Raw genomic sequence first — 16280 nt, forward strand, 5'->3', positions numbered from 1 at the left:
TTTCAAAGGATATTATGTTTCCATATAGAATTGTATCTGATTATATACTTTATATACAATTTAGAAAAAATTTAAAAATTTTAGCACCTCCTCTTTGGATCTTAGAAATCTTAAAAAAAGATATTCTTTATCTTATTGAAGAAAATAAGATAAAAGTTAGTCCAAATTTAACAAGATTTATTCAAAGACTAAATAAAAATGTTGATAAAAGCTATCTAAAGTCCATAGAACATCAAGATCGGAATCCCTTAAATTACTCATCTTATTCTTTTACTTTAAAATTTCCCTATACAGGAGATAACCTAACTACTTTTGTTAATTTAGTTGAATTGGCTGTTAAAAAAGGCATACATCAAGGTTCATATGAGATTGATCTTGAAACACTAAAGAAGTTTGAAAAGGATATTGAAAAATTTAGAAACCTTCAAAGTACCCGCCAAGAAGATTTACTCTTAAGCGAATCTGCCGAAGTAATAGAATTTATTAATGAAAAAGAATATAAAATAGTTTCTACTGCTAACTTTCTTCTTTATGGTATTTTTCTAGATGAGAGATTTACACTTATGCATCATATGCTTTATTTATTAAACTCAAGAACCAATATGGTAATTAAATTTAGAGATACAGTAAAAGACATTCTGGATGATCATAATAAAAAATCCCAATCTTGGCTATATCGTATGTTTGGATGGTTAGAATGGTAACAAATAAATTAGTAAAAACTAAGTTAATGTATGCAGTTCTTGAAGATAATATTAAAGAAGTAGAATCTCTCTTAAATCAAGGTGTTGATGTAAATTTTCAAGATGCATTAGGTTATACTGCTCTTATGCACACTGTTGAATTGAATTACAAGCCTATTGCTCAATTACTTATTGATCATGGTGCCGATGTTAATATTAAAAACAATATTGGATTTTCACCATTGATGCATGCTGTTTATTTTGCACAAGATAAATATATGACAAAATTTCTTCTTGATAATAAAGCAAATGCTGATGATGCATTTACACTTGCTGTTATCAAACAAAATGAAGAACTAATTAAACTTTTAATTGAATATAATACCGATATTAATTCCAAAGACCCTTTTACTGGTAAGACCGCTTTAATGTGGTCTCTTTATTTTTACTATACTACTTATCTTGGCTATATTCCTCTTGATATTACCTTTCATCAGTGTTTTAGCTATATCATTCTTGAGACATATTTTCCTAGCCTACTAGAGGACAAGAAAAAACAGTTAAAATTTATGTCTTTCTTATTTCAACAAAATTCTATAGATGTTAATTCTACTGATAATTATGGATACAATGCTTTAATGGTTGCTACAAAGCTTGATAACAAAAGATTTTTCAGATTTGAAGTAGACTCTGGCATAATGAAAGATAAACTTAAAAATTTAGATATTAATTCCAAAGAATATAAAACTATAAAATCTGAATTAGATGAATTAACATATTCTCCTGATTTAGTTAAGTTTTTTCTTGATCAAAAAAATTATACTTTTGACCTAAATTATAAAAATTATCTAAATAGCAATCCTTTAATATACACCATACAATCTTATAATTACTATTTGATTAAGTTATTTTTAAGTTATAAGCAAGACATTTATACAATTGATATTAATAATCTTAAAGATAGTAATGGAAATAATGTTTTACAAAAGGCCATAATAAATAAGGATATTGAAACCGTAAAACAAATTTTGCAATACAAACATGATACTTATAATATAGACCTTTATTCTCAAGATAAAAAAGGAAGTGATATTTTAAGATCAGCTATACAAAGAGATAATTTAGATATATTAAATCTTATTTTAAATTATAAGAAACAAACTACTACTCTTGATCTTAACAAAAAATACAATATTTTTCTTAGCAACAATGATATTTTTATTACAACAGTTTTAATTACAGGAGTTAAAGGCAATAACATTGAAATTGTAAGATCAATATTAAACTATAAACCTGAAATTATCTCCCTAAATATTAATGCTAAGAACAATTATAACGGTACAGCATTAATATATGCCTCTCAAAATAACAACAAAGATATGGTAAAGTTAATATTAGATTATAAGTCAGATATTATTACTGTTGATATAAATAATAAACTCAATACCATTGAATACACAGCTTTACTATTTGCAGTTATCAATAACAATTTAGATATAGTTAAATTATTATTTAATTATAAATCAGATATTATTACTGTTGATGTAAATCAAATTCAAAAAATAACATACTTTGAACGAATTCCTAAAAATCGTACCCTTATCCTTATTGCTACGATGAATAACAATACTGAAATGATTGATTTACTTTTAAATTATAAATCAGAGCAAATAACACTTGATTTAAATATGCCTGATGTTAGTAATATGACCGCTTTACTTTGGGCTATCAAGAATAACAATATCGATATAGTAAATTCTCTACTAAATTATAAACATGATACATATACTATAGATATTAATTTTATAGGATCCTATAATCAAACTGCTTTAATTTGGGCTGTTAAAAATAATAATACTGCAATTGTCAAAGCTCTTCTTAATTATAAAGCTACTATAGACATCAATTTTAGGAATAAATATGATAAAAGTGCTTTAAGTTGGGCTATTGGTAATCAAAATACCGAAATAGTTGAATTACTATTAAATTATCAAAAAGATAATTATATTATAGATCTTAATTACGTAGATAAAAATCAAGATACTTATTTAATTTTAGCAACTAAAATTAATAATGTAAAAATTGTCCAATTGATTCTCAATTATCGTGTTAAGGATTATATAATTAATATTAATAGCCAAGATAAACATGGCAAAACTGCTTTAATTTATGCTATTGAAAAAAATAATATTGATATAGTTAAAGCTCTTTTAAATTATAAATATCAGATCATTGACATTAATTTACAAGACCATAATAAATCTAATGCTTTAATGTACTCTATATCTAAAAACAATTTTGATATTGTTAAAATGCTTCTAAACTATAATTATACTATCGATTTAGATATAAAAAATAGTAATGACAGAACAGCTTTAATGATTGCATCTAAGAAAAACAATATTGATATAATTAGCCTTCTTCTTAATTATAAAGTCAAACCTAACATGGATGCCCAAGATTTTTATGGCTATACAGCTCTGATTATAGCTACTAGAAAAAATAATATTGAAGCAGTAAAAGCTCTTTTAGAACATAATGCTAATAAATCTATTAAAGATAATTATTTTCATACTGCTTTAGATTACGCCAAAGAGCTAAAAATTAGCAAGTTAATTAAATTACTTTCATAAAAATCTATAAATTTTTCAAAGGATATTATGTTTCCATATAGAATTGTATCTGATTATATACTTTATATACAGTTTAGAAAGAATCTAAAAATTTTAGCTCCTCCTCTTTGGATCTTAGAGATCTTAAAAAAAGATATTCTTTATCTTATTGAAGAAAATAAGATAGAAGTTAATTCAGATTTAATAAGATTTATTCAAAGACTAAATAAAAAAGTTGATAAAAGCTATCTAAAGCACATAGAACATGAAGATCGAAATCCCTTAAATTACTCATCTTATTCTTTTACTTTAAAATTTCCTTATACAGATGATAACCTCACTACTTTTGTTAATTTAGTTGAATTAGCTGTTAAAAAAGGTATACATCAAGGTTCATACGAAATCGATCTTGAAACACTAAAGAAATTTGAAAAGGATATTGAAGGTTTTATCAGAGTTCAAACTCATCGCCAAAACAATACAATTTTAAGAAAACTTGATAAAGAAGATTTACTCTTAAGCGAATTTGCTGAAGTAATAGAATTTATTAATGAAAAAGAATATAAAATAGTTACGACCGCCAATTTTCCTCTTTATGGTGTTTTTTTGGATGAGAGATTTACACTTATGCATCATATGCTTTATTTATTAAACTCAAGAACCAATATGGTAATTAAATTTAGAGATACATTAAAAGAAATTCTAGATGATCATAATAAAAAATCCCAATCTTGGCTATATCGTATGTTTGGATGATTAGAATGGTAACAAATAAATTAGTAAAAGTGAATTAATGTATGCAGTTCTTGAAGATAATATTAAAGAAGTAGAATCTCTCTTAAATCAAGGTGTTGATGTAAATTTTCAAGATGTATTAGGTTACACTGCTTTTATGCACGCTATTGAATTGAATTATAAGCCTATTGCCCAATTACTTATCGATCATGGTGCTGATGTTAATATTAAAAACAATATTGAATTTTCACCATTGATGCATGCTGTTTATGTTTCCCAAGATAAAGATATGACAAAATTTCTTCTTGATAATAAAGCAAATCCTAATGATGCATTTACACTTGCTGTTATCAAACAAAATGAAGACCTAATCAAACTTTTAATTGAATATAATACCGATATTAATTCAAAAGATCCTTTTACTGGTAAGACCGCCTTAATGTGGTCTCTTTATTTTTACTATACTACCTATCTTGGATATATTCCTCTTGATTTTTCCTTTCATCAGTGTTTTAGCTATATCATTCTTGAGACATATTTTCCTAGTCTATGGAATGACAGAGAAAAACAGTTAAAATTTATGTCTTTTCTATTCCAACAAAATTCTATAAATGTTAATACTATTGATAATTACGGATACAATGCTTTAATTATTGCCACAAAGCTTGATAATAAGTATTTTTCTAGATATAACGTTAAGACTCATATATTAAAAGATAAACTTGAAAAATTAGACAATAACTCTAATGAATATAAAACTATAAAATCTGAGTTAGATAAACTAGCATATTCTCCTGATCTAGTTCAATTTTTTCTTGATAGTAATAATGAATTTGATATCAATTACAAAAATAAGCTTCAAAGCAATAGCTTAATATATTCATTAAAATATTACAATCCTTATTTAATTGACCTATTTTTAAACTATAATAAAAATACTTTTACTCTCGACCTTAACAACCTAAAGGATAATTATGGAAATAATACTTTAAATAAAGCAATATTAAATAAAGACAAAGAAACTATAAGACAAATTTTAAACTATAACATAGATCTTTATATAGAAAACAAGCGAGGCGAAGATGCAATATTAAATTCCATTCGAGCTAATGATAAAGAAATAGTTAATCTTATTTTGAACTACAAGAAGAATATCTACGAGCTTAACTTAAACAAAAAATATAAATCAGGAACTACGGTATTAATAAGTGCAATATTCCATAGGATAAATTCTGATATAATTAGGTCAATTTTAGATTATAAGAAAGATACTTACATTATTGATATAAATACTACAACTAATAATCATGAAACCGCATTAATATATGCATGTCAAAATAATAATACAGAAACAGTTAAGCTGCTATTAAACTATAAACCTAATATAATTACACTCAATATTAATAACAAATCTAAGGTTTATGGATACTCAGCATTACTATTTGCAATTATCAATAACAATTTAGATATAGTTAAATTATTACTTAACTATAAACCAGATATTATTACTGTTGATGTAAATCAAATTCAAAAAGTAACACGCTTTGAACGAATTCCTAAAAATCGTACCCTTATCCTTATTGCTGCTATGAATAACAATACTGAAATGATTGATTTACTTTTAAATTATAAATCAGAGCAAATAACACTTGATTTAAATATGCCTGATGTTAGTAATATGACAGCTTTACTTTGGGCTATTAAGAATAACAATATCGATATAGTAAATTCTCTACTAAATTATAAACATGATACATATACTATAGATATTAATTTCATAGGGCCCTATAATCAAACTGCTTTAATTTGGGCCGTTAAAAACAATCACTGCGAAATTGTAAAAGCTCTTCTTAATTATAAAACTACTATCGATATTAACTTTAGAGATAAATATGATAAAAGTGCTTTAAGCTGGACTATTGATAATCAAAACCCCGAAATAGTTGAATTACTATTAAATTATCAAAAAGATAATTATATTATAGATCTTAATTACCTAGATAAAAATCAAGATACTTATTTAATTTTAGCAACTAAAACTAATAATGTTAAAATTGTCCAATTGATTCTCAATTACCAGGTGCAAGATTATATAATTAATATTAATAGCCAAGATAAACATGGCAAAACTGCTTTAATTTATGCTATTGAAAAAAATAATATAGATATCGTTAAAGTTCTTCTAAATTATAAACAACAAATTATTGACATCAGTTTACAAGATCATAATAAATCTAATGCTTTAATGTACTCTATATCTAAAAACAATTTCAATATAGTAAAAATGCTTCTAAACTATAATTATACTATCGATTTAGATATAAAAAATAGTAATGGCAGAACTGCTTTAATGATCGCATCTAAGAAAAATAATATTGATATAGTTAATCTTATTCTTAATTATAAAGTCAAACCTAACATTGATGAACAAGATTTTTATGGCTATACCGCTCTGATTATAGCTACAAGAAAAAATAATATTGAAGCAGTAAAAGCGCTTTTAGAACATAATGCTAATAAATCAATTAAAGATAATTATTTTTATACTGCTTTAGATTACGCCAAAGAGCTAAAAATTAGCCAGTTAATTAAGTTACTTTCATAAAAATCTATAAACATTTTCAAAGGATATTATGTTTCCATATAGAATTTTATCTGATTATATACTTTATATACAATTTAGAAAGAATCTAAAAATTTTAGCTCCTCCTCTTTGGATCTTAGAGATATTAAAAAAAGATCTTATTTATCTTATTGAAGAAAATAAGATAAAAGTTAGTCCAAATTTAACAAGATTCATTCAAAGACTAAATAAAAAAGTTGATAAAAGCTATCTAAAGCACATAGAGCGTCAAGATAGGAACCCTTTAAATTACTCATCTTATTCTTTTACTTTAAAATTTCCTTATACAGGAGATAACCTAACTACTTTTGTTAATTTAGTTGAATTGGCTGTTAAAAAAGGTATACATCAAGGTTCATATGAGATTGATCTTGAAACACTAAAGAAGTTTGAAAAGGATATTGAAAAATTTAGAAACCTTCAAAGTAACCGTCAAGAAGATTTACTCTTAAGCGAATCTGCCGAAGTAATAGAATTTATTAATGAAAAAGAATATAAAATAGTTTCTACTGCTAACTTTCCTCTTTATGGTGTTTTTTTGGATGAAAGATTTACACTTATGCATCATATGCTTTATTTATTAAACTCAAGAACCAATATGGTAATTAAATTTAGAGATACATTAAAAGAAATTCTGGATGATCATAATAAAAAATCCCAATCTTGGCTATATCGTATGTTTGGATGGTTAGAATGGTAACAAATAAATTAGTAAAAGTGAATTAATGTATGCTGTTAATAAGCTATCTATAGTTAAGTAAAATACTACACTATAGATAGCCTCTAATTTAATTATTAATTAATTTACTCTCGGCTAAATTTTTTTGCTCGATTTATAGTATCAATTACTCCAAACATAGTATAGGCTGCTATATATTTAGCTATCAGTTGATCTTTATCCCTCATAGTAATATCATCTTTTGACAAAATTTTTGATAGATTAAAAATCTCTTTTATATGATTAAAGGTAATATCACCAATTCCTAATTTAGACATCTCTTTATCTAAATCGTAAGATTCCATTTTAGAAAAATCTTTTACTAAAGATTGAACATTTGATAAAAGCAATAATGCTTCAAAATTATATGACAAAGCCCCAAACATGCTTTTTTGTAATTCTTTGTCCTTATACCTATCTTTGAATTGCTCCATCTTGGCCTTATATTTAGCGCGTGTTTGACTTATAGTTTCCTTAAGTTTCTTTTCATCGCCTCTATATAAATCAATACCTAAATTATCAGCAGCTTTAACTAAATCTACCAATAGCAATTTCTTGTTGCCAAATTCATAAGGAGGATATTTACTCTCAAATATTCCTTGAGGTTTATTATGCCATCTTTCTTCATATCTCATTCTATCTCCTAAATTTATTATCTCTTTCAAAGTATAACAAGTTAGATCCAAAGTAATTTCTGCAAATTTCCTTATATCTTCTTTTGAAAGATCATGATTGACATTATGAAGAAAATATTTAATAACTGCTAATCTTAAATAATATCCCGGTAATTTTTCTGTTCGATAATCTAAACGAGTTTTTTTATTTTGAGAGCCTCCCTCTATATCATTCCTTAGAAACTTTTCATTTTCTGCTAGATCTCTTGATTCATGATATACATTAGTATTTTTAAACCATTGATAATTTTGAGAAGCAGACGAATTATAACCACCTCTTAAATTAATAGGCAATGATATAGGAATCGGGGCAGGTATTGGTATACTAAAACTAGCTCCCAAACTTGCTTCTCCACTTAATCCACTCTTAGGTTCATTAGCCAAAGTAGAAATAGTGTGATCTCCCACTATAATTTGTACAGCTTTAGCCTTTTTTTGTAAAACCGAATATAAACCTATATATAAATCATGAGACTTTATAAACTTTAGACCTCTCCAACGAACAGAAATCATTGCATTATCAACGACTTCTTGCAAATCTTTAGCAGTAAAATTATCTACAGCCTCAGCTGCTATATCATTGTAAACATAATCTGTTATATCAGAGGTCGTTTTATCGTTTATTAAATGTTTAAGAATAGTAAATCTTAAATTTTGATCTGCTAAAGTACCGTTTTGTTCCCAGTACATTCCTGTATAAATATCATTTATAGTTAAAGTTCTTAAGTTTAAAGCTCTAGATTTTATATTGGTTACAGTATTTTTAACATTCTCAGCAGTACACTTAAACATATGTTTAAATAACTTTCCCCAGAAATTATTAAAAGTCACATCTTGTAATTGTAATCCATAGATTTCAAGATAATATTTTAGTAAAGCTTTTGCATGTTCTTCAGAAGCAATAATCATTTTAGGTCTTTGGTTATATATAGCAACTATATAATCTTTCTCTGTTAGAATCCTATCTTCAATAGATCTACTTTTTATCATAGAGGTAGAATTTACCAATATTTTAGACAAATCCCTATAATTTAAATCATTAAACATGTTAGCTATCGCTTGCAATGTATCAGTTGAAGAATAATAACCTTTAACCCTAAGACCTTTTCGTAAAAAATCAACTATATCTACAACCATAGGTAACTTAATTTCTACAGTAATAAAGCGATCTTTAAGAGGTTGAGGTAATTTATCAGGATAGTTAGTAGCTAAAATACATATTGATTTATTTTGAGATAAATTACACTGTAAATTTCTAGTCGCTCTTAAACTTTCACCATTTTTATCATTAATATCATTATTAGTTATGGCGTCAACCTCATCTATAAATATAACGGAATTTTTAGATGAATTCTCGGTATAATTAAAAACAGCATTAATAGATTCAGATCCTGATCCTTGGTAACTAGTTATTAATGAGCCTGCATTAAGATAATAAAAATCACTATTAGTTTCTTTAGCAATAGCTTCTGCTAAAGAGGTTTTTCCTGTCCCTGGAGCTCCAACTAATAAAATATTCTTTATATCCTTATCACTTAGCTCTTCAGATTTTATACTTTGTACAAGGTTTTTTATCTCTATAGGTAGATCCCCTATTAAATCTCTAAACATAATAGAAGGAATCCGTTTAAAACTCTGAGCCAAAGTTTCTTGTTTATTATCTTTATCAAAAGTATCAGAATCTTGTTCAATAGTATTAGAGTTTAAAAATTCATTAAAATCTTTAGTATTATTTTTATCTTTCTTACTTACATTAGGTTTTTCTAAACTCACCTCTGATATTAACTTTATAAAAGTTATAATTTCATCTAGATAAGCAGAATTAGAATTTTCATAGCAGTTAACTAAAAAAACTTTGGCCAATTCTTTTTTATTTTTATTAATAACACAGGTTATCCAATAATTTTTATGAGAAAATAATAAAATTGCCATACCGGAATAATCTATATTATTAAAGTTATCAATAAATTCCCTAAAATCAATATCTTTTTTAAGCAATTCCTGAATAACATTTTTTTTAGAAATATCAACACATCGTATAAATATATCTCTAGGTATATCAATCTTACTGATCTTTTCTAAAGATATAATATTTTCCAATTCTTCTTTTGATATCCATAACCCCGGATCGCATATATCAAACTGAGTTACGTTCTCAATATCAATTAAATCGGCAAAATTCTCATTAAATCTATTTTGCCAATTTATCTTATAAACTTTACTATTATTATTTAGATTTACAATCATATAATCTGAGATAACTTCAAAATCTAAATCCGATAAATTTATAATATCACATATGTTGTCTTTAATAGTTTCACCTTTTTGACCAAAACAATTTTCAAATATCCTGAATATATCATCGGACCTAATATGATAAACAAATTTATTATTATATTTCACAAAATTATTAGACAAAATCTCAGCTACTTCATAAATCATTTGACAAACTTTTTTTCTTGTTCTTTCTATAGATAAACGGGAACATAAACTAAATCCAAATTCATCTTTATCATTCTCTTCTAAATTACTAGCCATGGAAGATAACTTAATCCATTCATTACTCAAATTAAGCTTATAACACTTATCTTGGAACTCCGAAATTATCTCTGTCTTTCTTAAGGATTTAAATAAACAATCAGATATAAATGCCTTAGCTAAATCTTTAACTCTAGCTTCAGTTATATATTTCGTCCACTTAGAATCCGCTTTACCAAAAAATTTATTTCTAAATTCATAGTCAGAAAATAATTGAAAATTAGACTTACAATCTAAAGAATTTAAAACAACAATAGCATTATAAAGCGAATAATAACCTGAGTAATAATCTTGAGAAATATTTTTATATTGAAATATATTATCAAAATTCTTTAAATAATTATTTGGTCTAGATTTTTCTAGAAACTTTCGTAATTCCTCATCACTACTATTTCTTAAATCTTTTAACTTACCACTTAAAAAGTTTATTAATTTTGAAACATCGTCACAAACATAATCCCCCTGATTATTTCTTGAATCTGCTAATATAAACCTTGGCAATTCTCCTATTTTTTTAGTCATAATCAAAGGAACCCAATGTTTTGCAATATCTAACATAAAAAGCAAAGATCCTCTGGTATTAGCATTAATAAAACTAGAAAAACTTCTTCTTAAATTATCGGACTTTTCAAAAATTTCATGTAAGCTCTCATCATTAAACTTATCTATCCAAAATATTTGTAAATCTTTAAGAAATTCAAAATTCTTACACTTCGCTAATCTAAAGAGTGAATCAATTTCATCAGTAGATAACCAACTGCCTGGTTCATCAAAAACAGTATCTTTGGATATACCATTAAATCTAGTTAAAAAATTATCACTTGCAAAACAAGACCAATTGATAGTATAAATCTTGCTTTCATCTTTAACACTTAAATCATTAATACGATTATCAAAAATAACTTCGAATTTTAAATCTGAAAACTCTATAAAATGTTCTTTAGCCTTAGCTATAATCTCAGACCTTTCCTTAAAACTTCTATACCTATATTCAAAGGCATCAATTATATCCTGTTTTTTGACTATAACAGTAGCTTTATCATCTTCAAAATACACCAAATCTTCAACAAGATCACAAGCAACTTTGTAAATAAGATCACAAAATTCCTTTCTTAATTCTTCTAAATGGAATAAACTTAAATTTAAATGCTTTAATTTAATATATTTATCACTCAAATTCAATTTATAGCAATTGAAAGATGGTTCAGATACTATATCAACACTTTTTAAGCTTTTGAGCAAATGATCTGCAATATAATATTCTACCAATTTTCTCATTCTATTTTGTATAATTAACTTCTTAGAACTAGAAGTAAATTCCTCAAACTTAATATCATTATCTTTGCTAAAAAGGTTAGCGCCAGAGCCATTTTCTAACAACTCTAAGTTTGTTAAAACATTATAAGCGGCATTATAACCTGAAAAATTGCTTTTAGTTTGATTAACTTTGCTATAAATTACCTCGGGATTATATATTTGCTTAATCAAATTAAAGATCTTCTTAGAACAAGTTCGATTTTTATTATAATAAGAATCCATCAAAATAAAATTAGGCAAACTGTCCTTATCTTTAGTAAGAACACAAGTTATCCAATGTTTAGGAAAATAAAGCAAAAAAATTGCTGTTCCAGAATAATCCTTAGACTTAAAATCTATCACAAGTTGTTTTAAGGAAGCATTTAATAAAAATAATTCCTTAATTTCATTCTCCTTTAGAGTATCAATACAAAAAATATTTGTATGTTTCAACTTTTTATCAGTCTCTATCAGAAATTCTATTTCCTCACTAGTTAACCACTCTCCAGCATTAGCTTCATTAGAAACCTCTTGCCTATCATTAACATAAAATTTAACTCGATCTTGATTTGATATATCTTGCCAATTAATAACATAGACCTCATTAGGTTTATTTAAATTTTTGATTTTATTATCAGAAATAATTTCAAAGTTAATACTAGAAAAATCTATTACTTCATAAATTTTATCGAAATTTTGAGATTTATAAAAAAGCTTAAAAATATTTATAAAATCTTGTTTATCAACCCTGCAAGTAGCTTGGTCTTTTTCAAAAATTATTAAACGATTTGCAATATCACTAGAAACATCAACAATAAGGTTAATGAATTTCTTTCTATATTCTTCAATATTTTTTAAATCAGAATAAAACTGCTTAAGCTTTACCCAGTTATTACTCAAATTTAACTTATAAGCATTCTCTTCAGGCTTCGAAATTATTTCTATATTTTTGAAACTTTTAAATAAATGATCAGCAATATAATATTTTGCAAGAGTTCTAATTCTTTTTTTTATAATTTCTTTAGTCCAAGTAGAATCTATAGAACCAAAATAATTACCTCTATCTTCATTACTAGTAAGTAACTTATATTTTGATGGATCTTCTAGGGCTTTTAATAATGTAAGACCATTATAAAGAGCATGATATCCACAAGTTCCTCCAGTCTGTTGAGCAACTTCGTATTGAAATATATTATCTAAATTTTGAAATTTCTTATTCGGAATTTTATTATCAGTTTCCATAGAACTTAAATAAAAATTGAAAGAAATAAAGACTCCAAATAAAATTTTGGTTAATTTATCTAACTCTGGTTTGCATAAAACCATAAAACCTCCTTGACATTAAAATAAAAAACAAGTTCTATTACAAAAATCTTACCACAATAATTAAATATTGCAATAAGAAATATTTAATTATTTAAAAATTTTAAAAAAAAAAGATTGGATTTAGAATTGCTCATATAGAAAATAATAATTAATAAAAATAATACTGATTTAATCATATAAGACCAAAATCATAATAATTATAACAAGATAATATTGAGTTAAATCTATAACATAAAATCAAACAATATATTATTTTATTTCTTTACACTAACTAATTTGCAAAATTAATTAAGTAAATATCAGTATTTTAAATATAACCTATTTCACTTTTACAGATATTGCTTAATCCTATTTTAAATTTAAAAAAAAATAATTTTAACTATTTAAGCAATTGAAAAAAATATAAATTATAGTATTATATTAATTAATATAAACTTTTTTATTTATTATAATTACGGAGGATTACTCAATGAAATTAAAATATTGTTTACTTATTTTAATTACCCAAATATTTTCACTTTATTCAATGGAAAAACCTGAAGCTTTGTCTTCAGAGGAATCTATTAAAGTTCAACCTATATCAGAAACACCTATAACAAAAATACCAAAATACGTTTATGAAAATTGCAATCAAGCTACAAGGTATAATTGGAACGAAGAATTTTTAGAAAAGTTAAAAAAACAAGTAAAAAATTTTTCTAAGGAAAAAGTATCAGCAAAATATCCAAATAAAAATGATTTTATTAGACACGCTGAAGGTTTTGATTGGGTTTATGGACTTAATTATCTTGAAGAAAATTACTTAAAACCCAATATAGATTTTGTCAGTGCTTTATCTATTGACGAAGTTAAAAAAGTAAACGGATTTTTATCAAGATTAGTTTCTGATATACCAGGACAATTTAGAAAACACTCCATTATATGGAGAAAAAGAAATTTTACGAATGCCGAAACTATATTCTTTGAATTTATAGAACATAACACTCCGGAAGATCTTTTCATAGGCAATAATGATTTCAACCTAAGAGTCGATGATAACAAAAATATTAGCATTCTTGCTATAAAAAGAGTACTAGAATACTATAAGGCAAATCCTAGATGTATTCACGGTCTTACAAATCAAGCACTCGGAATCAATGTTGACGAAATCAAGACATGGGCACAAGAAAGTCTGGGTTTGCATAATAACGTTAAAAAAAACATAAAACCTAATTTTATAAACTTGACTACTTGGATCAACAAACGTATACATATGTTTCCAGCTTTTGATGTAATTGAAGAACAAGTATTAAACGCATTGGATAAAATTAAAGATCCATCAATGCATCCTGTTAGAAAGGCTGCTTTTATTTGGTATGAAATAGTTAGGATACATATTTCTCATGAAGCAAATAAACGTAGTGGTAAAGCATTAGCATCTATAATATTACTTCAAAATGGTTATTTACCACCTTTAATTGACAAAGAAGACGAGAAATTATACCTAAGTACATTATTAACATCATTGCATGAAGATAATTTTGAAATTTTCCTAAACTTTGTTATAAAAATGATAGAGAAAACTCAAGAAAAATATAAATCTGGTCTTTTAAAAATATAATTTACAAAAATTAAACATTTTTAAGCTAAAGCTTTAAAGCTTTAGCTTTTTTATTAACTAAAATTTGTTATCTTTACCAAAGTTACATTTGATGAAATAATTAAAATAATATGTAAAATTAAAATAATTAATACCTCAATCATATTTATATAGAAAGTTCTTATGATGAAAAAATTAAATTTAATATTAATACTATTCACAATAACTTTGATAAATGGTAATACTTACATCAAGGCCATTAATAATACCATAAGAGAGAAGATAGAACATGCTATAAAAAAAAGTAGACCTAATCTTTTAAATCAATATCTATCAAAACTAAATTTAACAAAAACCGAAAAAGATAACCTTATTGAACTTGCTAATAGTATTTTAGAAATGAGAAAAACTAAAATGCAGTTTAACTTCATTTCACCTAAAAAAAATCCTGCTGACTTAGGATTGTGGAGTGTTATTTCAGGAATCATAATGGGAGGAATAGCAACCTCTAATTTAGGATGTTATTTCTTCTCAAATCTTTCATCTGATGAAAGGCAAAAAGCAATCTTATGCGGTACAGGAGGCTTATTGCTAGCAACATTACTTATTGCTTCCGGAATTAATGATATAAAAAAAGATGAGACTTTTAGAACACGAAAACAAAAATATTTAGATGCCATAAAAATTAAACAATTATTAAATATCATAACGTTAGACAAAATAAAAAACTAAGTATACTAAAATAAACAAACTTTCAATCACACTTATTAGCAAAGATTTATTAAGTTATTTAATAGAATACAAATAGGTTTTGGGATAACATTTCTTAATTTATACTAATACAATAGCGCAACCTCCAGATGCTGATGAAATAATTAAAATAATATGTAAAATTAAAATAAATAATCCTTCAATCATATTTATATAGGAAATTCTTATGGTGAAAAAATTAAATTTGATACTATTATTCACAATAACTTTGATTAATAGTAATACTTACATCAAGGCCATTAATAATACTATAAAAGAGAAAATAAACCATGCTATTAAAAAAAGTAGACCCTATCTTTTAAATCAATATCTACCAAGACTAAATTTAACACAAACCGAAAAAGATAACTTTATCTAGCTTTCTAATAGTATTTTAGAAATGAGAAAAACTAAAATGACACTTAATAATATTATTAAAACTAAGAATCCGCCGGAAACTAATGCTGTTATTAGCTTTATTATTGCAGCTATACTAGGCAAAACAGGAATCTCATATCTATATCAATTTCTTAAAACTAAAGATTGTGAATGCTTGCTTTTAGGAATAGGATCTATATCGGTTACCGGTTTACTAGCACTTATGGTAATGTGTGATGTAGAAAGAGCAAAAAATTTTAGAACTAAAAAACAAAAATATTTAGATGCTTTAGAAGTAAAACAAATATTAAAAAAATAAAATATTTTATTCAGTATAGAGAAGATGCTATCCTATACCGAATTTTAGT

The 16280-nt window shown here is 25.3% G+C and carries 10 protein-coding genes; 9 read left to right on the forward strand and 1 reads right to left on the reverse strand.

Annotated elements, in window-relative coordinates; translation table 11 throughout:
- Nucleotides 1-14: 14 nt before the first annotated feature.
- The 5 genes from BABL1_RS01750 to BABL1_RS01770 are packed head-to-tail and all read left to right on the forward strand — an operon-like array spanning nucleotide 15 to nucleotide 7353.
- Nucleotides 15-704, forward strand: coding sequence for a hypothetical protein (locus BABL1_RS01750; protein WP_023791593.1), 690 nt, complete (start codon nucleotides 15-17; stop codon nucleotides 702-704).
- On the forward strand, nucleotides 698-3316 hold the full coding sequence (locus BABL1_RS01755) for an ankyrin repeat domain-containing protein (protein ID WP_023791595.1): 2619 nt from the start codon (nucleotides 698-700) through the stop codon (nucleotides 3314-3316). Before BABL1_RS01750 ends, BABL1_RS01755 begins: the two co-directional genes overlap by 7 nt.
- A gap of 27 nt (nucleotides 3317-3343) precedes the next feature.
- Entirely contained in the window at nucleotides 3344-4051 is a 708-nt protein-coding gene (locus tag BABL1_RS01760; RefSeq protein WP_023791598.1) for a hypothetical protein, read from the forward strand.
- A 37-nt stretch (nucleotides 4052-4088) separates the two neighbouring features.
- Nucleotides 4089-6635 carry an ankyrin repeat domain-containing protein gene (locus BABL1_RS01765; protein ID WP_023791601.1) on the forward strand — a complete coding sequence of 849 codons (2547 nt, stop codon included), beginning with the start codon at nucleotides 4089-4091 and terminating at the stop codon, nucleotides 6633-6635.
- Nucleotides 6636-6663: 28 nt separating this feature from the next.
- Nucleotides 6664-7353, forward strand: coding sequence for a hypothetical protein (locus BABL1_RS01770; protein ID WP_023791603.1), 690 nt, complete (start codon nucleotides 6664-6666; stop codon nucleotides 7351-7353).
- Nucleotides 7354-7457: 104 nt separating this feature from the next.
- On the opposite strand, the gene BABL1_RS01775 is transcribed toward BABL1_RS01770, so the two are convergent.
- The gene (locus BABL1_RS01775; protein WP_023791606.1) at nucleotides 7458-13205 is read right to left on the reverse strand and encodes an AAA family ATPase; all 5748 of its coding nucleotides are present in this window, start codon (nucleotides 13203-13205) and stop codon (nucleotides 7458-7460) included.
- A gap of 469 nt (nucleotides 13206-13674) precedes the next feature.
- Between BABL1_RS01775 and BABL1_RS01780 the strand changes: the two genes are divergently transcribed.
- The 4 genes from BABL1_RS01780 to BABL1_RS01795 all read left to right on the forward strand — a co-directional run bounded on the left by BABL1_RS01780 (nucleotide 13675) and on the right by BABL1_RS01795 (nucleotide 16231).
- Nucleotides 13675-14805 carry a Fic family protein gene (locus BABL1_RS01780; RefSeq protein WP_023791608.1) on the forward strand — a complete coding sequence of 377 codons (1131 nt, stop codon included), beginning with the start codon at nucleotides 13675-13677 and terminating at the stop codon, nucleotides 14803-14805.
- Between the two features lie 162 nt (nucleotides 14806-14967).
- On the forward strand, nucleotides 14968-15516 hold the full coding sequence (locus tag BABL1_RS01785) for a hypothetical protein (protein ID WP_023791611.1): 549 nt from the start codon (nucleotides 14968-14970) through the stop codon (nucleotides 15514-15516).
- 205 nt (nucleotides 15517-15721) lie between these two features.
- Nucleotides 15722-15913, forward strand: coding sequence for a hypothetical protein (locus BABL1_RS01790; protein WP_023791613.1), 192 nt, complete (start codon nucleotides 15722-15724; stop codon nucleotides 15911-15913).
- A 21-nt stretch (nucleotides 15914-15934) separates the two neighbouring features.
- Nucleotides 15935-16231, forward strand: a complete 297-nt coding sequence (locus tag BABL1_RS01795) for a hypothetical protein (protein ID WP_146617280.1) — start codon at nucleotides 15935-15937, stop codon at nucleotides 16229-16231.
- Nucleotides 16232-16280 lie beyond the last annotated feature (49 nt).

This window comes from Candidatus Babela massiliensis, assembly GCF_000513475.1.
Classification (GTDB): Bacteria; Babelota; Babeliae; order Babelales; family Babelaceae; genus Babela; species Babela massiliensis.